This is a genomic window from Lacrimispora sp. YZC11 (assembly GCF_057543815.1).
In genome coordinates this window covers 32,448-50,153 of sequence record NZ_BAAJYQ010000008.1, presented here as the reverse complement: position 1 = coordinate 50,153, position 17,706 = coordinate 32,448, and the positions used below count along the sequence as shown (strand labels likewise).

Annotated in this window: 21 protein-coding genes; 18 read left to right on the top strand and 3 right to left on the bottom strand. The window is 44.4% G+C overall.

The window, feature by feature from the left end; translation table 11 throughout:
- The first annotated feature begins 134 nt into the window (after positions 1 to 134).
- From AC27IJ_RS12460 to AC27IJ_RS12435, 6 genes are all read left to right on the top strand, one after another.
- Positions 135 to 1,001, top strand: coding sequence for a DegV family protein (locus AC27IJ_RS12460; RefSeq protein WP_487149128.1), 867 nt, complete (start codon positions 135 to 137; stop codon positions 999 to 1,001).
- Positions 1,002 to 1,028: 27 nt separating this feature from the next.
- Positions 1,029 to 2,471 carry a sensor histidine kinase gene (locus tag AC27IJ_RS12455; RefSeq protein ID WP_312447661.1) on the top strand — a complete coding sequence of 481 codons (1,443 nt, stop codon included), beginning with the start codon at positions 1,029 to 1,031 and terminating at the stop codon, positions 2,469 to 2,471.
- 98 nt (positions 2,472 to 2,569) lie between these two features.
- Positions 2,570 to 3,547 (top strand): GerMN domain-containing protein, encoded by a 978-nt coding sequence (locus AC27IJ_RS12450; RefSeq protein ID WP_312447697.1) that lies wholly within the window; start codon positions 2,570 to 2,572, stop codon positions 3,545 to 3,547.
- A gap of 53 nt (positions 3,548 to 3,600) precedes the next feature.
- Positions 3,601 to 5,946: a ComEC/Rec2 family competence protein gene (locus tag AC27IJ_RS12445; protein WP_487149125.1), complete on the top strand. Its 2,346-nt coding sequence runs from the start codon at positions 3,601 to 3,603 to the stop codon at positions 5,944 to 5,946.
- A gap of 90 nt (positions 5,947 to 6,036) precedes the next feature.
- Complete coding sequence (holA, locus tag AC27IJ_RS12440) at positions 6,037 to 7,008, top strand: DNA polymerase III subunit delta (protein WP_487149123.1); 972 nt, start codon at positions 6,037 to 6,039, stop codon at positions 7,006 to 7,008.
- 55 nt (positions 7,009 to 7,063) lie between these two features.
- Positions 7,064 to 8,266 carry an AI-2E family transporter gene (locus AC27IJ_RS12435; protein WP_487149121.1) on the top strand — a complete coding sequence of 401 codons (1,203 nt, stop codon included), beginning with the start codon at positions 7,064 to 7,066 and terminating at the stop codon, positions 8,264 to 8,266.
- Positions 8,267 to 8,485: 219 nt separating this feature from the next.
- Here the strand turns inward: AC27IJ_RS12435 and AC27IJ_RS12430 are convergent, their stop codons facing one another.
- From AC27IJ_RS12430 to AC27IJ_RS12420, 3 genes are read right to left on the bottom strand one after another with little or no spacing between them, the layout of a single operon-like run.
- Positions 8,486 to 8,668 carry a DUF6774 domain-containing protein gene (locus tag AC27IJ_RS12430; protein WP_312447654.1) on the bottom strand — a complete coding sequence of 61 codons (183 nt, stop codon included), beginning with the start codon at positions 8,666 to 8,668 and terminating at the stop codon, positions 8,486 to 8,488.
- Positions 8,669 to 8,725: 57 nt separating this feature from the next.
- On the bottom strand, positions 8,726 to 9,181 hold the full coding sequence (locus AC27IJ_RS12425; RefSeq protein ID WP_312447653.1) for an ImmA/IrrE family metallo-endopeptidase: 456 nt from the start codon (positions 9,179 to 9,181) through the stop codon (positions 8,726 to 8,728).
- A gap of 24 nt (positions 9,182 to 9,205) precedes the next feature.
- Positions 9,206 to 9,688 (bottom strand): helix-turn-helix domain-containing protein, encoded by a 483-nt coding sequence (locus AC27IJ_RS12420; RefSeq protein ID WP_312447652.1) that lies wholly within the window; start codon positions 9,686 to 9,688, stop codon positions 9,206 to 9,208.
- A 139-nt stretch (positions 9,689 to 9,827) separates the two neighbouring features.
- Between AC27IJ_RS12420 and AC27IJ_RS12415 the strand changes: the two genes are divergently transcribed.
- Genes AC27IJ_RS12415 through AC27IJ_RS12360 form a run of 12 tightly spaced genes read left to right on the top strand, consistent with a single transcriptional unit; the run spans position 9,828 to position 17,698 of the window.
- Entirely contained in the window at positions 9,828 to 10,091 is a 264-nt protein-coding gene (locus tag AC27IJ_RS12415; RefSeq protein ID WP_487149118.1) for a hypothetical protein, read from the top strand.
- Positions 10,082 to 10,204: a hypothetical protein gene (locus AC27IJ_RS12410; protein ID WP_312503746.1), complete on the top strand. Its 123-nt coding sequence runs from the start codon at positions 10,082 to 10,084 to the stop codon at positions 10,202 to 10,204. The genes AC27IJ_RS12415 and AC27IJ_RS12410 overlap by 10 nt, the downstream gene beginning before the upstream one ends.
- The gene (locus AC27IJ_RS12405; RefSeq protein ID WP_312503747.1) at positions 10,197 to 10,610 is read left to right on the top strand and encodes a phage tail terminator family protein; all 414 of its coding nucleotides are present in this window, start codon (positions 10,197 to 10,199) and stop codon (positions 10,608 to 10,610) included. The genes AC27IJ_RS12410 and AC27IJ_RS12405 overlap by 8 nt, the downstream gene beginning before the upstream one ends.
- Before the next feature lie 13 nt (positions 10,611 to 10,623).
- Positions 10,624 to 10,821 (top strand): hypothetical protein, encoded by a 198-nt coding sequence (locus tag AC27IJ_RS12400; protein ID WP_312503748.1) that lies wholly within the window; start codon positions 10,624 to 10,626, stop codon positions 10,819 to 10,821.
- On the top strand, positions 10,815 to 12,113 hold the full coding sequence (locus AC27IJ_RS12395; protein WP_487149115.1) for a phage tail sheath family protein: 1,299 nt from the start codon (positions 10,815 to 10,817) through the stop codon (positions 12,111 to 12,113). The genes AC27IJ_RS12400 and AC27IJ_RS12395 overlap by 7 nt, the downstream gene beginning before the upstream one ends.
- 16 nt (positions 12,114 to 12,129) lie before the next feature.
- Positions 12,130 to 12,603 carry a phage tail tube protein gene (locus AC27IJ_RS12390; RefSeq protein WP_312503750.1) on the top strand — a complete coding sequence of 158 codons (474 nt, stop codon included), beginning with the start codon at positions 12,130 to 12,132 and terminating at the stop codon, positions 12,601 to 12,603.
- Positions 12,604 to 12,625: 22 nt separating this feature from the next.
- Complete coding sequence (locus tag AC27IJ_RS12385) at positions 12,626 to 13,054, top strand: phage tail assembly chaperone (protein ID WP_312503752.1); 429 nt, start codon at positions 12,626 to 12,628, stop codon at positions 13,052 to 13,054.
- 14 nt (positions 13,055 to 13,068) lie between these two features.
- A complete protein-coding gene (locus tag AC27IJ_RS12380) occupies positions 13,069 to 13,236 on the top strand; it encodes a hypothetical protein (RefSeq protein ID WP_312503753.1) in 168 nt (55 codons plus the stop codon).
- Between the two features lie 57 nt (positions 13,237 to 13,293).
- Positions 13,294 to 15,756, top strand: coding sequence for a phage tail tape measure protein (locus AC27IJ_RS12375; protein WP_487149112.1), 2,463 nt, complete (start codon positions 13,294 to 13,296; stop codon positions 15,754 to 15,756).
- Complete coding sequence (locus AC27IJ_RS12370) at positions 15,756 to 16,424, top strand: LysM peptidoglycan-binding domain-containing protein (RefSeq protein WP_487149110.1); 669 nt, start codon at positions 15,756 to 15,758, stop codon at positions 16,422 to 16,424. Before AC27IJ_RS12375 ends, AC27IJ_RS12370 begins: the two co-directional genes overlap by 1 nt.
- 10 nt (positions 16,425 to 16,434) lie before the next feature.
- Complete coding sequence (locus AC27IJ_RS12365; protein WP_487149108.1) at positions 16,435 to 17,391, top strand: XkdQ/YqbQ family protein; 957 nt, start codon at positions 16,435 to 16,437, stop codon at positions 17,389 to 17,391.
- On the top strand, positions 17,384 to 17,698 hold the full coding sequence (locus AC27IJ_RS12360) for a DUF2577 domain-containing protein (RefSeq protein WP_312503760.1): 315 nt from the start codon (positions 17,384 to 17,386) through the stop codon (positions 17,696 to 17,698). The genes AC27IJ_RS12365 and AC27IJ_RS12360 overlap by 8 nt, the downstream gene beginning before the upstream one ends.
- Positions 17,699 to 17,706 lie beyond the last annotated feature (8 nt).

Below are 17,706 nucleotides of genomic sequence, written 5' to 3'. Positions count from 1 at the left end.
GCTCATTGCCTACAGGAAGTCAAATATCCCCCAGCAAGCTGTGAGCTATTTGACCCTTGCAGCATTCGCCAGATGCAGAAATGCAAGCATTCCTGCGCCTGGCTCATTGCCTACAGAAATTAAGGAGAACGGAAATGAAAGTAGCAGTAGTAACAGACAGCAACAGCGGAATTACCCAGAAACAGGGAGTTGAAGCTGGGATTTACGTAATACCCATGCCATTTATGATGGCTGGGGATACGTTTTATGAAGATATCAGCCTGACCAGAGAGGATTTCTATGAAAAGCTGGTGGAAGGGGTGGATATTTCCACCTCACAGCCATCTCCGGCCGATCTTCTGGATCTATGGAACAGGCTTTTAGAGGAATATGATGAAATCGTACACGTCCCCATGTCCAGTGGGTTGAGCAGTGCCTGTCAGACTGCCCTTATGCTGGCGGATGATTATGAGGGAAAAGTGTTTGTCGTTAATAACCAGAGGATTTCCGTCACTCAAAGGCAGTCGGTTCTGGATGCCAAGACAATGGCAGACTCCGGCATGACCGCCGCTGCCATTAAGGAAAAGCTGGAAGAAACGAAGATGGAGTCTACCATTTATATTACCCTGGATACGCTGGAATATTTAAAAAAGGGCGGGAGGATCACTCCGGCAGCGGCTCTTTTGGGGACATTTTTAAGAATCAAGCCGGTTCTTACCATTCAGGGAGAGAAGCTGGACGCCTTTGCCAAGGCAAGAACCATGAAGCAGGCCAAAACCATGATGATCACGGCTGCGAAAAAGGATATGGAGGAGCGATTCGGCGATCCGGAAGGGATTCGCACCAGCATTGCTGTTGCCCATACCAATAATGAAGCGGCTGCCATGGAATTTAAGAAGGAGCTGGAAGAGGTTTTTCCAAAGACAGGAGAAATCTACGTGGACAATCTTTCTTTAAGCGTATCCTGCCACATTGGGCCGGGAGCGCTGGCAATTGCTTGTATTAAAAGGTTAGATCTATGACAGGGATAAGGTTGGAGGTGCAGGGACATGTTCCAGATAAGGCTTTTTAATCAGAAACATGCCATAAGCCTGCGTGTCACTCTGATCATTGCCCTACTGGTGGTTGGAATCATACCGGTATTTATCCAGAACTCGGTTATGCTGGGGACTTACCGGCAGAACCTCATTGAGTCCAGAATGCAGGATATCCAAAACCAGTGCTGGATATTAAGCAACAAAATGACAAGGATCGGGTACCTGACCATGGAGCCCAGGGATCCTCTTTTGGACAATGAAATGTCCGTAAAGGCGGATATGCTCAATGGGCGGATCGTGGTGGTGAACCGGAATTTCAGGATCATCAGCGATACCTTTTCCCTTTCTGTGGGCAAGCTCAATGTATCGGAAGAGGTCATCCGCTGCTTTGACGGAGAAAACAGCAGCAAATATAATTCTGATAAACATTATTCGGCGCTGACGATTCCCATTTATTCCAACAGCCAGGAAAAGGAAATTGCCGGGGTCATGATCGTGACGGCATCTACGGAAGATCTGCTGAACCGGGTCTCCATTGTGTCGGAAAAGGGAGCATTTCTTCAGCTTATGATCTTTTCCGTTCTTGCCATATTTGTGTTTGTTCTTGCCAAACTTTTGATGAAGCCCTTCCGGGAATTGCAGCGGAGGTTAAACAGGGCGGCAGAGGGAGATATGGACGAGAACATCAGCCCCTATGCTTATAAGGAAACCATCCAGATTACAGAGACCATTAACTTAACGTTAAAGAAGCTGAAGGCAGTGGACCAGTCCAGGGAAGAATTCGTATCAAACGTTTCCCATGAGCTGAAAACCCCGATTACGTCCATCCGGGTGCTGGCTGATTCCCTGATGGGGATGGAAGACGTTCCGGCTGAGCTTTACCGGGAATTCTTAAGTGATATCTCCGATGAAATCGAGCGGGAAAACAAGATCATTGATGATCTGCTGTCTCTGGTCCGCATGGACAAGACTGCAGGGGGAAATTTAAACATTGCCCAGGTGAATATCAATGGGCTGATGGAGCTTATCTTAAAGAGGCTGCGTCCCATTGCCGGAAAACGTAATGTGGAGCTTACTTTTGAAAGCATCAGGGAGGTCACTGCCGATGTGGATGAGATGAAGCTTTCCCTTGCCTTAAGCAATCTGGTGGAGAATGCCATCAAATACAACGTGGAAGGCGGCTGGGTACGGGTAACCCTTGATGCGGATCATAAGTTTTTTTATGTAAAGGTTGCAGATTCTGGTATCGGGATCTCGGAAGAGTTCCAGGAGCATGTGTTTGAGCGGTTCTACCGGGTAGATAAAGCCAGATCCAGAGAAACAGGAGGCACAGGCCTTGGCCTTTCCATTACAAAAAAAATTATACTGATGCACCAGGGAGCGTTGAAACTTCAGAGCAAAGAGGGCGAGGGAGCCACTTTTACCGTACGGATTCCACTCACTTATATTTCTTAGAAACAGGAGGCTATTAGATGAAACGCCTTTCAGGCATATCTTTTCGCCCGGCAAAGCGGGGCGGGCACAGCTTAAATAGCGGTGCAGTAACAACGAAAATGCTAAGGGGTGTTCTCCTTCTTCTGGCGTGCTTTCTGTGCCTGACCGGCTGTGAAAGAAGTGAAGGAAAGGGAACGGAAAACGTCGGTGATGTTTACCAGATTTATTACTTAAACTCTGCCATGACAAAGATGGAACCACAGGAGTATCACATGCCGCAGAAACCGGAAGGGGACTTGGAAGATGTGACGGACTGGAGGATCAGGAATTTAATGGAACAGCTTCGGACTGTGCCAAAGGACTTAGACCGGCAGGCCGCGGTTCCGGATAAGGTGGGGTTTGAGCGCTATAAGCTGGAGGACACGGTTCTTTATCTGTATTTTGATAACAATTATGCCATGATGAATGCAACCAGGGAAATCTTATGCAGGTCTTCCCTGGTGAGGACACTGACCCAGGTAAAAGGGGTGGACTATGTTGCTGTGTATACGGCGGAACAGCCACTGATGGACAGCTCGGGAAGTCCGGTAGGTCCTATGGCAAATTCCGATTTTATTGACAACATCAGTAACGTCAACTCCTATGAGAAGACGGAGCTGCCCCTGTATTTCTCTGATGATACCGGTGAGAAGCTGGTTAAGGAGACAAGAGAAGTGGTGCATAACGTAAACACTTCCTTAGAAAAGCTGGTAATTGAACAGCTGATCGCCGGTCCGGGACGGCCGGGGATGAATTCTACTCTGCCGAAGGATACAAAGCTTCTCAATGTGTCGGTCAATGAAAACATCTGTTACATTAATTTTGATTCCGCATTTCTTAATAACACCCTGGAGGTAAGGGAATATATCCCGATTTATTCTATCGTGAATTCCCTGGCCGCGGCTTCCTCCATCAATAAGGTGCAGATTACGGTGAACGGTTCTCAGGAAGTCATGTTTCGGGATTCCATTTCCTTAAACCAGCTTTTTGAACGCAATCTGGATTATAATGCGGAAAATGAGGAAGCATTGAATGATATAGGAGGAACAGAACAATAAAACGCCCATTATGTCTGATCGCAGGGGGATTTGTACTTGGAGAGACTGCCGCTTTGCTGGTTTTGACATCCTGGCTTTTGATTCCGGCTTTTTTTGCTGCCGGGGTTGTTCTTTATGGTTATTGGAGAGGCAGAAACCGGCTTTGGGTTCTTTTGCCTCTTCTTTTTTTATACCTGGGCGCAGCCTGGGCCGGATACGACGGGAGAAAGTGGGAAGAGAGGGAAAGGACCATTGAGGAGCTTTCGGCCGGTTATGTGGAAGCAGAAGGAAGGGTATCTTCTTTTGAAGAAAAGAATGGATCTCTTCAGATTGTTATAAAGGAGAACCGGGTATGGAAGCAGGATACTTACTATTTTGTTTCTGGTTTGATGGTGTCGGTCAAGCCTTTTAATCCTCAAATCATAGGGGATAGCAAGGTGAAAGGATTGAGGCTGGGACAGCTCATCAAAGTGAAGGGTGAGGTACAGCCCTTTTCATCGGCCAGGAATCCGGGGGAGTTTGACAGCAAGGAATATTATCAGGGGCTGGGGATTGACGGAAAATTTTCCGGGAAGGAGCTGGAGATTCTGGATTCAAGAGAAGATCCACTTTTAGATGGGATACGCCAGGCCAGGGAATGGGGACGCTCCCTCCTTTATAAGTATACATCCAAAGAAGATGCCGGTGTTTTAACGGCAGCCGTTTTAGGGGATACAAGCGGGCTACCGGAAGATATAAAATCTTTATATCAAAAGAACGGAATTTCCCATCTTCTTGCAATCAGCGGCATGCATATGTCCTTCCTCGGTCTTGCTTTTTACCGGATTTTAAGGAAAGCCGGTCTGGGCCTTGGAGGCGCCGGCTTGGCAGGAGCTGTCCTGGTGGTGTTGTATGGAATTTTAACAGGCAGTGGTCCTTCTGTGGTAAGGGCTGTAATTATGATGTCTGTCGCTTTTCTTGCCGCCTATCTTGGAAGAACTTATGATCTTTTATCTTCCACTTCCCTGGCGTTGCTTCTTATAGGACTTAAGTCACCGATGCTCCTTATGAATGGAGGCGTCCAACTGTCCTTTGGGGCTGTTTATGCAATCGGATGGGCAGGTCCCATCCTTGAAAACTGGCTTGGAAAGAAAAAAATTCTGTCTAGTGCTATTTCCACAGGAGTGGCGGTACAATTGGTCACCATGCCAATTACGTTGTATCATTTTTATCAGATTCCTTTTTATGGAGTGTTTTTAAATCTTCTGCTTATCCCGTTAATGGATTGGGTGGTTTGCTCCGGAATCGGCGTTATCTTTCTTGGAAGCTTCAGCCCCCTTCTTGGGATCGGTGCGGCGGGAACAGGGCATTATATTCTTGCCTTTTATGAATGGATCTGCAAGAGCATGGAGGGACTCCCCGGATACTGCCTGACTTTTGGAAGACCGGAGTCCGGCCGGCTGGCCGCTTATGGACTTATTCTATTTGCAGGAATGTCCTGCCTGAACGTCTGGAAGGGGTATGAGGCTAAGAGATCCGGGGAGAATAAAGAAGAGAAAAAGAAAGGGATTTCCTATGGCTTAAAGGTACTTTTTCTGGCAGGAATGTATTGTTTTTGCATCCTGCTTTTAAAACCTGGTCCTGTCAATGGGCTGGAAGCAGTATTTCTCGATGTGGGACAAGGAGATGGCATCCTGCTGCGGGCAGGAAGGTCTGCGGTTTTAGTGGATGGAGGAAGTTCTTCTAAAAAGTCTTTGGGCAAATATTCCCTGGAGCCTTGTTTAAAAAGTATGGGAGTACCTGTGATACAGTATGCATTCATCAGTCATGGAGATCAGGATCATTTAAGCGGGGTAGCCTATCTTCTGGAAAGCAGTGAAGATATAAAAATTGAAAATCTCATGCTTCCTTATCATGGAAGGGAGGATGAGGCAATCAAGAGGCTGGAAGAGCTTGCCAGGCGGAGGGGAACCAAAGTGAAGTACGTGGCAGGAGGCGATGGGGTCCAGGTAGAGGGCCTTCGCATTACCTGCCTGTACCCAGGAAAAGAAGACAGGCCGGAAACCACCAATGAGGAATCAGAAGTATTAAAAATGGACTATGACAACTGCCGCATGCTGTTTACAGGAGACATGGAAGAAAGAGGAGAGGGACAGCTTTTGGAAAGGACCGGGGAAAAGCGGATGCTGGCGGAAGTGAATGTGTTAAAGGTGGCCCATCATGGCTCCAAATATTCCTCTGGGGAAGCATTGCTTGACGCAATAAAGCCCCGGTGGGCTGTGGTGTCTTATGGGATAGGTAATTCTTATGGACACCCTCATCAGGAGGTGTTAGACCGCTTAGAGGAGAGGGGAACAGAAGTTTTTAAAACAGGAGAAGGAGGGGCCATTAAGATGTGGACCGATGGGGAGAGGATCCGGTTTGAAAGTTTCGTTGACTGAGAGAAGTTCTCCCGGTATAATTAAAGAGAGTAAAAAAAGGAATTACGTGTTGCTTTCATTAAGAAAGCTATGCCAGAGAGGAAGGATACCATGCAGACGCTGACTCAGGATATCAAAAATCACAACTTCAAACCGATTTATCTTCTGTATGGAGAAGAAGCATTTTTGAGGAACAGCTATAAAAATCAGATGAAGGCAGCCATTACAGCAGGCGATACCATGAATTTCAACCAGTTTGAAGGAAAGGGAATCGATGTGCGGGAGGTAATCAGCCTTGCTGATACCATGCCCTTTTTTGCAGAAAAGCGCCTGGTCCTGGTTGAGAACAGCGGTTTCTTTAAATCGGCTTCTGACGAAATAGTATCGTATCTATCCCAGATGCCGGATACCACCTGCCTGATTTTTGTGGAATCAGAAGTGGATAAGCGGAACAAAATGTTTAAAAAGGTAAAGGAACTGGGGCATGTGGCTGAAATGGAGCGTCAGGATACGGCCCAGCTCGCCAGATGGGCAGGGACTTTGCTTTCCAGAGAGGGTAAGAAGATCACAGGAAATACTATGGAACTGTTTCTTCACATGGCCGGAGATGATATGGAAAATATCCGCATGGAACTGGAAAAGCTCATAAGCTATACCCTGGGAAGAGAGGTTATTACGGCTGAGGATGTGGAAACCATCTGTACGGTTCGGACAACCAATAAAATTTTTGATATGGTGGCGGCAATCGTGAACCGGCAGACAAAAAAAGCTATGGATCTTTATGAAGACCTGCTCACCTTAAAGGAACCTCCCATGAGAATCCTTTTTCTTATTGCCAGACAGTTTAACCAGATTTTGCAGGTAAAGGAGCTGATGGGAAAGGGATTGGATAAGGGCGGAATTGCCTCAAAGCTTAAGATCCCTCCCTTTGCGGCAGGAAAGATCATGCCTCAGGCTAAGACTTTTACCAGGGAACAGATTTTGTCTTATGTAAACTTGTGTGTGGATGCGGAAGAAGCTGTGAAGACCGGAAAGTTAAATGACCGAATGGCGGTGGAATTGCTGTTGACACAGAAATATTAGGTTTTAACGATTAAACCGGTAAAAACTGGTTATTTTATTTGGAAAGGAGGTTCGGATGGAAAACTTGCTGAAAAAAAAGCAGATAAGGATATTTTTATCAAGACTGCTGCTTGCCATGCTGGTTATTGTATTTTATAAAATTGTTATGAACTTTTCTGACGTGATGATTTGGTTCAAATCATTTACCAAGGTACTGATTCCCTTCTTTTATGGATTTGTCATAGCATATCTGCTGAATATTCCATGTTCTGCGCTGGAACGGCGTTTAAACAGACTGGGATCTGGACCGTTGAAAAAAAGATCCAGAGGGATCAGTGTTTTTATTATTTATGCTTTATTTATCGCTATCGTTGTTCTTATTGTGAACAAGGTCATTCCCCTGCTTCAGAAAAGCATTTTAGATTTTATATCAAATTTTAATACTTATTATAATAATGCCATTACGGCCATAGAGCATCTGCCGCTGGAAAAACTGGGCTTATCGGAAATGCTGGAAAATATGATACCGCCCCAGACCGCCTGGAAAAATATGCTGGAGGGAATCGGCTTAAAAGAAGTATTAGGTTCGTTAAATGCAGTTTTGGGAGTTACTTCCCATATTTTTAGTGGATTTATTACGATTGTGACCTCCATTTATTTCCTGCTGGAGACTCATAATTTTAAATTCCAGATGAGACGGCTCATAGATTTATATCTTAACGAAAAAATCAGGGAAACAGTTTTAAGGTACGGAAACATAATCAATGACAGTTTTAAAAAGTTTATTGTCTGCCAGCTTTTAGACTCCCTGATTTTATGTGTGATTACTACCATCGAATTTACCATACTTGGTTCCAGGTATGCAATGGCACTTGGAATTATGTTGGCTGTATGTAATATCATCCCTTACTTTGGTTCAATCTTTGGCTCCATTGGTGTTGTAATCATCATTTCGTGTACAAGCGGAATCAACACAGGGGCGATTGCTGCTTTGGTTTTACTTACTACTCAACAGATTGACGGGAATGTGATACAGCCAAAGCTTATGGGGACCTCATTTTCCCTAAGCCCGGCTTTGATCGTCATTGGAATCACTGTGGGTGGCGCAATCGCCGGAATATGGGGCATGGTTTTGGCAGTTCCGGTCGTTCATATTCTGAAGGTCATTGCAGGGGACCTTATCGCGGTCAGAGAAAAGAAGGTTCGGGAAGCCTGTGCGGGTGCATTAAAAATCACTGCGGATACGGCTCCGGAGGTCACGTCCGATCGTAATGAATAGGGGCTTTAATGTTTATGTCTGCAGGCCTGCCTGATGTTATGGCTGGAATAGATGCTTTGTGAATAATACCATGGATAGCAGGTTCTTCGGAACCTGCTTTTCTGTTTGAAACGTAAAAAGAAGCGTTGCTCCTATAGATGATGGATCATCTGTTCTACAACACTCCTTTCTTTATGGATCGGATTTTACGGTATTCCCTTTTTATCGTAGCTATTGACATTAGCTGGTATCTTTTTCGTCATTTAAATCACTGCAGATGTCCTGCTGTGCCGCAATAGTTGCCAGAGAATCTCCAAGCTGAGAGAAAATAGATGCAAGCAGTGCGAGTTCATCGGAGGACCGGTCCTGAGCAATGCAGCAGGCCAGAGAAGAGACAAACATCACCAGTTCACAGGGTTGCATAAACACATCACCTCTGGATAGTATATGTGGCAGAACAAAAGACAGGACAAAAAAAGATTAATCCACCAGCTTATAAATGTTAAAAGGCTCAAAAAGGATCAGGTAATTATCCTTTTGCAGGCCTTTTCCATACTTGGAATGATAGCAGTTCAGGGCATCCAGTAAAAATTCCTCGGTTACGCTTAAATACTCAGCGATCTCATACCCATTCCGGCAGCCTGCTTCCTTTGCCGCCACCAGCTTTTCCAGGGTTATCATTTTATTGTAGGCCCATAGCCGGGCGGTGCGTTCCTGCTTCTTGTTGGATACTTCAGACTGGTCCAGGATGTTGCCGGTGGTGGTATGGTAGTGTCCCAGCTCTTCCGCCAGAACACATGCCTTTTGACAGTCCGTCATATCCTGGCGGATCAGTATCTGTGTGCCCTTTATCCTTCCGTCATTGGCGATCAGCGGCCGTTCCTTTATGATGATTCCATGGGAATCAGCTTCTTCTATTAAAGATTCATAGTTCAAATAAATCACCTCAATGAGTTCTATTTATTCATCAAAAAAGGCATCATCATGCTGCTTCATTTCTTCTGTCACCTGAATGTCGGTCCGTTCATGGGCTGCCACCGGTTCTAAGTAGGCCCTGCTGCCAGTATTTAAGATCTTTACCGGGCTTTGGTCTTTTACGTATTCAGGGATATGAACCATTTCCCTGACACGTTTTAAGGCCTCTTTCTGCCCCTTTTCATTTAGACGGTGAAAGTTCTCAAGCATTTCTCCTGCAAATTTCCCAAAACAGCCGCTTACATAGTCAAAGGCGGAAGCAGTATCACTCTCCCAGCCCATGAGATTGGCTGGGGTTGTCTTTAAAGCATTGGCGATTGCTATGATCTTTGACTGGGGAAGCCCTCTTCCGTCTACCTCGATTTTGTTGATGGAAGAACGGGATTTATAGCCTGCCTTCAGAGCCAGTTCTTCCTGGGAGATTCCCAGCTCTTCCCGTCTCCTTTTAATGATCTGTCCTATTTCCAAAGGATCACCTCCATAGGAGCATTATATCATGGTGTAGAAAAATGTTCAACAAAATTCCGAAATGTTGTTGACAAATGTGATACATTGGAGTAAGATAACAAATGTAGACTATACGACTACAAAAAAAGGGGGAGGAAGTATGACAGATACGGTTCGGCTAAATAATGAAATCAAAAGGTCCGGACTGAAAAAGGGATGGATCGCGGCAGAATTGGGCCTGTCCAGCTATGGATTTTGGCGGAAAATAAACAATGAGAACCAGTTTAAGGCAGGGGAGATCAAGGTGCTGTGCCGGTTGCTTAAGATTACGTCGCTGAGGAAGAAGGATGAAATTTTTTTTGCTGACCATGTAGACGTAATGACTACAAATGGCGGTGGGGAAAGGAGAAACCTATGGAAATGAAGGACTGGGGGAAGGTGAGGAGTCCAACAAAGAAGGAAGACATCCCATATGGGGAAAGACAGGCGTTGGAGGGAAAGAAGGGCGGCCTAGGAAAGGGGGGATTAAATGTATAACGAAATCGTGGATGGAGTTATGAAAAGGCTGAAAGAACTTTTTCCGGAAGCCAGAATCGGCACAATTCCTTTGGGGGAGGAAATTGATGAACCTTATTTTGAAGTCGGACTTTTAGAAACATTTGAAAAGCCAGTGAACGGACAGCGTTATTTCCGCAGCATAAGCATGTACGTAAAATATTACAATCAGGATTCAGAACAGCAGTTAAGAGATCGGAATCTTGTACTGGATGTTCTTATGGACAGGCTGGAATGCATTACTCTGGAAAATAACTCCTTGATAAGAGGCAGTAGTAGAAGGGGGAAAATTGAAGGGGATGCTTTAATCTTCCAGGTGGATTATCAAGTTTACATTTTAAAAAACGGGGAGTCAGAAGAATTCATGGAAGATATGAAATTAAAATGAAAGAGGTGTTTTTGTGGCAAAAAAGAATGTAAAAGAAACGGGCGAGGCTTTTTCTGCACGCTACACGAAAGAACAGCTGATCCGCTCGGATAAGTATCGTAATCAAAGGGACTTACTAATGGCTTTGCTTGACGATAAGAACGTATACTCTGCAACAGAAGCAGAAAAAATTATGAATCAGTTTATGAAAGGAAGGGTGAAAGTATGTTAGGTGGAGGAAATTTTACAATTCAAAATAAAGTATTTCCTGGTGCATATATCAATTTTGTCAGTACTGCTTCAGCCGGTGCGTCCATGGGAAACCGAGGGGTGGCAGCAATCCCTATGGTTCTCGAATGGGGACCGGAGAAGGAGGTATTTGAGGTCACTGCAGAGGATTTTCAGAAAAGGTGTAAAGAAATTTTTGGCTATGCCATGGATGAAGCGGCCATGCTTCCGGTCAGAGAGCTTTTCAAGAACATGACAAAAGGAATCTTTTACCGCTTAAATACAGGGGTACATGGAGCCAGCGATTATGGTACTGCAAAGTACTCTGGTAAGCGTGGGAACAGTCTGATGACCATTATTACAAAAAATGTAGATAATACATCAAAATTTGATGTAAAGACCCTGTTTGCAGGAAGAGAAGTTGATTGCCAGACGGTCGCTGAGGCAGAGGAACTGGCGGATAACAGCTATGTAATATTCAAAAAGGATGCTGCATTGGCAGAGACGGCAGGACTTCCATTTACAGGGGGAACTAATGGCACTGATGTGACAGGAGAGGATTATTCAGAATTCCTGGAAAAGGTGGAGAGTGCCTCCTTCCAGATTCTTTGCTGCCCTTCCGCTGACGATAATGTAAAGGCATTGTTCACGGCATTTACGAAACGTATGAGGGATGAAGCTGGTGTTAAGTTCCAGACTGTTTTACACCGGCATTCAAAGGCCGATTACGAGGGTGTTATCTCCGTAGAGAATGAGGCGGAGGAATCAGCCACAGGCCTTGTTTATTGGGTTACAGGCGCAGAATCAGCATGCTCTGTCAACAAGACCATTGAAAATAAGGTTTATGACGGCGAGTATACCGTTAAGGCTTCCTATACCCAGGTTCAGCTTGCTGATGCAATAAGGGCAGGTAAGCTCATGCTCCACAAGGTAGGAAGCGAAATCCGGGTTCTGACTGACAGTAACACTTTGGTTACTTATACAGAGGAAAAGGGAGAAGATTTCTCAAACAACCAGACAATCCGCGTTCTGGACCAGATTGGTAATGACATTGCTTCTCTTTTCCATACACGTTACCTGGGTAAGATTTCAAATGATGATGCAGGACGTGTCAGTCTTTGGAATGACATTGTTACATATGGAAAACAGTTGGCGGTGTTAAGGGCGATTGAAGCTGTAAATTCAGAGGAAGTTACTGTGGAAAAGGGACAGGGCAAGCGGTCCGTTGTGGTAAATTTCCCGGTAAAGCCGATTAATTCCATGAGCATTTTATACATGACAGTAATTGTATCTTAAGAAAGGGGTAATGAACATGAATAATATTACAATGGACGCGTGGGACGCCATCAGTGCCACAAAAGCAGAGTGTTTTATTACAATCGGAAATGAACGGTATAATTTTATGCAGGCATTGAACCTGGAGGCAAAGATTGAAAAGGTAAAATCAGAGATCCCGATTCTGGGACGAGCCATGAAGGGAAATAAGACTGTGGGAATGAAGGGGAGCGGATCGGCTACGTTCCATTACAATACAAGTATTTTCCGTGATATCTTATACAAGTTCCAGCAAACAGGAGAGGATATTTATTTTGATATCCAGGTGACCAATGAAGATCCTGCTTCCAGAGTGGGCCGCCAGACTGTGATTTTAAAGGATTGTAACTTAAATGGAGGAATTATCACCAAATTTGACGCAACAGGGGAATATTTGGAAGATGAGTTCGAATTCACATTTGAAAGCTGGGAAATGCCGGAAAGATTTAGTAATCTTGCTGGAATGCAGTAAAAGAAGAAGGGGATAAGAAAAAATGGGAGATTTAAGTTGTTTTTTAAGTCAGAATGCAGTAAAGGCAGAACATGAAAAATTCGTTGCTTCCAAACGTTTTTTAGGAACAAACAAAAAACCAGTGGAATGGGAAATTAAAGCGATTACTTCTAAGGAAGATGAAGCCCTGAGAAAAGAGAGCACGAAACGGGTTTCAGTAACCGGAAAAAAGGGACAGTATACTCAGGAAACGGATTACAACCTTTATCTTGGTAAGCTGGCAGCAGAATGTACGGTTTATCCTAACTTAAATGATAAGGAACTGCAGGATTCCTATCATGTTATGGGGGCAGACGGCCTTTTAAAGGCCATGCTGACTGCCGGTGAATACGCAGGTTATCTGGAACGCATTCAGCAGGTAAATGGTTTTGATATTACACTGGAAGAACAGGTTGAAGAGGCAAAAAACTGATAGAAGGAGGCGATATGGAAGCAAATATTGCTTACTATTGCCTCCACAAGCTCCATAAATGGCCTCATGAGTTTTTAAGCCTGGACCGTTATGAACGGGCATTTGTCATGGCAGCGGTACAGCTTAAGCTGGAAAATGATAAGAACGAAGCACAAAAGGCGAAGGCTGCAAGGAAAAGATAGAAGAATGGAAGAACACCTTTTAAGGTGTTCTTCCAAAAAGGAAAGGAGGGAAAGCGTATGGCAACAATACAAAATTCAATACAGCTTCAGGATGGAGCCTCCTCCGTGTTAACGAGAATCAATCATTCAATCAATATTACAAGTGAATCCTTTCGAAAATTCCAGATGGCGGCAGGCAATTTTATGGGACTGCCAGGGTTGTCGGCTTCAGTAACGGATATTCATAGTATGGGAATTCAGTTTGAACAGGTTACGGAGGTAATCGTACAAGCCAAGGAACAGCAGAAAAAATTAAATAAAAGCATAGATGAGGGCAAGGAAAAAATCCAGAAAATGAAGAAACTCTGGGATAAGGCATCATCTGGTTTGGGTAAGATGGGAATCAACACCAACCCTATGGAAATATTCAACCAGGCAAATGATTTAAAAGCTGCCGGAAATATCATTCAGTCCAGGACCGGAATGCAGGGGCAGGATCTGGATATGGCAAAGCAAAGTGCTGAAAACCTATATGTGGATAACATAAGCGGCAGTCCGGGAGATGCAGCAAAGAGTTTGTCTTCGGTTCATCAAATGACTGGTCAGACGGGGGATAGTCTGGAGCAGCTTACAAGAGCGGGATTGCTCCTTGAAGATACCTTTGGTTATAGCTTAGCAGACAGTATCCAATCTGCCGGAGTGCTGCAAGAACAGTTTGGAGCTACCGGAGCCCAGTCATTGGATTTAATTGTGCAGGGGACCCAGGCCGGGCTTGATAAAAACGGTGAACTGCTGGATACGATCAATGAATATTCCTCCCAGTTTAAGGCTTTAGGCCTTGGCGGGGCGGACATGTTTAATATGCTTATCAATGGAGCGCAGAATGGAGAGGTTTCAGTCAGTACTTTAGGTGAGGCTGTAAAGGAATTTTCATCTAGGGCTGTTGGCGGAGGAAAGGACGCTCAGGAAGGTTTTTCTGCTTTGGGGCTTGATGCTGCTAGGCTGACTGAGGCATTCGGAAGTGGCGGTGATACAGCAAAGCAGGCATTCCAACAGACCATTGCCGCTTTAAGCAGTATGGAAGATCCTGTCAGTAGAAATATAGCAGGAATGAAGCTGTTTGGCAGCGCCTGGGGAGAGCTTGGCAGTGAAGGAATAATGGCATTGTCCAACTTGGATGGGTCTGTAAAGCTGTCAACGGAACACCTGGAAGAATTAAACAATGTGAAATACAATGATGCAGCAAGCGCATTGAGCTCTTTGGCTAAGACGGTCAATATGGGACTTGCCGGTCCCATAGGCAATACAGTTGACAATGTTACCAAAGCGATCAGCAGATTCACAACCGGGCTTAAAGGAAATGTCGGTGAAATTAGTGGGATTTTTGGTGCTATTGGATTTGTTATGGGAGTTGTGGGGAGAGCTTTTTCTGAAATATGGCCTGTGATTGAGCCTGTTTTATGGGGAATCATTGCGGCTTTGATAGTTTACAATGCGACCATGAAGGAAGGTTGGATTGAGACAATAAAGAATGCGGCTAGTGTGGTAGGGAAAACAATTTGTGATTGGGCGGAGACTGCAGCGATAATTGCATTGATAGCTGCACAGGATGGATTAAATGCAGCATTAGCTGCCTGCCCTATTAACTTTATAATTATGGCAATTATCATATTGATAGCACTTTTTTATGCAGGTGTGGCTGCTGTTAATAAATTCGCCGGAACCTCTTACAGCGCAACCGGACTAATATGCGGTGCTATTGCGGTAGCCGTTGCATTTATAGCCAATGCTCTTATGGGGCTTCTGGAAATTGGCTTTGGGATTATTGAGTACTTTTATAATGGTTGGGTAGCCTTTGCAAACTTTTTTGGAAATCTGTTTAATGATCCGGTCGCTTCCGTGATTCATTTATTTGCGGATTTAGGTGATACGGTTCTCGGGGTGATACAAAAGATAGCAGAGGGACTGGACTTTATATTTGGTACGCATATGGCAGATACTGTGAAAGGCTGGCGGGATAATTTATCTAATCTTGCCGATGAGTTAGCTGATAAGTATGGAAATGGATCTTATGAGGTCAAAGCAGATAAACTGGACATGGATCAGGTATTAGCTGACCTTGGCTGGTCAATGGAACGGTTGAATTATGGTGATAACTTCCAGAAGTGGGATACATTTGGAAGAGGGGTAGAAGGTGGTGCAAAGGGAAAATTTGATGAGATAAAAGATTACTTTAGAAGAGGGAATTCGGAAAACGCTCTGTCCGGAACAACTGACAGCATAGTTCAGAGTACTGCAGATACCGCCATGAATACGGCGGCCATGGCAGACTCAATGGATATCGTGGATGAGGAGCTGAAGTATATGCGGGATGCTGCAGAACAGGAAATCATCAACCGCTTTACTCTTGCTGAACTGAAAGTTGATGTAAATAACAACAACACCATAAAGAACGTGACTGATTATGATGAAATGAACCGAAGGCTTGGTGATGCTACCAGCGAAATTCTTTCTTCGGCTGCGGAAGGAGTGAATTTTTAATGGCATATGAAGTATACGTTGACGATATGCGTTTCCCATTACCGCCGGAAAAAATTCCTGTCAAGTATAGCGGGCAGAATAAGACGGTGAACCTGATAAACGGTGAAGAAATCAATTTGGTCAAGTCCTTTGGCCTCGCGGAAATAAGCATTGATGTAATCATTCCACAAATGGATTACCCCTGTGCGGTTTGGGATGGAAGTATTGACAGTGCGGAGGATTTTCTGGAAAGACTTCAGGAGTTAAAGGATGGCCAAAGCCCCTTTGAATTTACCGTTATCCGGCAGGGGATGGGAGGTAACAGTCTTTTTGATACCAGCATGGATGTAACCATGGAAGATTATAAGGTTACGGATGATGTGAATGAGGGACTGGATCTTATCGTTTCACTCACAATGAAGGAATATAAAAGTTATGGAACTAAAATTATGAATTTTATCATTGATGAAGAGAAACAGGAAATAGAGTCTGGGCAACAGGAAGGGGAACGCCAGGGAGAGCTGCCGCCGGTAAAGAGCTATACGGTTGCCAAGGGGGACTGTTTATGGTCCATAGCGAAAAAGCAGCTTGGCAATGGGAGCCGGTGGCAGGAAATTCATAACCTGAACCGTGACAAAATAACAAATCCCAACCTTATTTATCCGGGACAGGTTCTTACTATGCCATAGGAGGTGGGAAATGGAAGCACATTTATATATCCAGAATGGTCAGACCGTATATGAGCCAGTGGTGAACGGAGCCATTACCTGGGAGACTCAGCGCAGAGGGCAGCCTGGAAAGTGCTCTTTTACCCTGATCCCGGACAAACGTCTCCAGATTGAGGAGGGCAATGCCCTCCGTCTGGATGTGGATGGGAAACCTGTTTTCTTTGGGTTTATTTTTGAACGTAACTGGAGCAGCAATGGGGAAATGAAGGTCACAGCTTATGACCAGCTCAGGTATTTAAAAAATAAAGAGACCTATAATTACACGGATTTGACTGCCGGAGAGGTGATCCAGATGATCGCCAGGGATTATCACTTAAAAACAGGAGAATTAGAGGATACGGGAGATAGAATATCCAGAAAAGAAAAGGATAAGACCCTTTTTGATATTATTTTAAACAATCTGGATCTTGCAATGATACATACGAAAAACCTGTATACATTTTATGACGATGCTGGAAAGCTCACCCTGAAAAATATGGAGAACATGAAGCTTGACATTATGATTGATGACAAGACAGCGCAGGATTATGACTATAAGGTCAGCATTGACAGCAATACTTACAACCAGATCAAATTGTATTGTGACAACAATGATACAAAGCAAAGAGAAGTCTATATGACAAAGCATACAGAAAATATCAATAAATGGGGGATTCTCCAGAAAGACGAGTCCATTGATAAAGGGGTAGACGGCCAGACAATAGCGGAAACATATCTGACTTTGTATAACCGCCCATCCAGGATCCTGACTATCAAAGATGCCTTTGGAGATATCCGGGTACGTGCAGGCTGCCTGATTCCGGTATTCCTTGATATAAAGGATATAGAGAATAAAAATTATCTGGTGATCGAGTCTGCGACCCATAAAATTGACGAAGGGGTACATACTATGGATTTGACATTGAGGGGGGCGAAAGTCAGTGGCTGATGTAGAATGGATTGAAAATATAAAACGGATCGTAATTCAGGCAATTGAAGCCGGAGATCCATGTGACGTGATACCGGGGACTGTAATAAAGGAAAGTCCCATTGAAATACAAATTGACCAGAAGACAATTCTATCCAAATCGCAGGTTATCTTGCCGAAGCAGTTTACAGATCATGAAGAAATGATGAATATTCCTGAGGTAGGAGAGGTGTCTGTAACCGTGAAAAATGGATTAAAAGCCAGTCAAAAGGTTCTTATGCTTCAGAAAAGGGGCGGACAACAGTACGTGGTAATAGGCACATGGTAGGAAAGGAG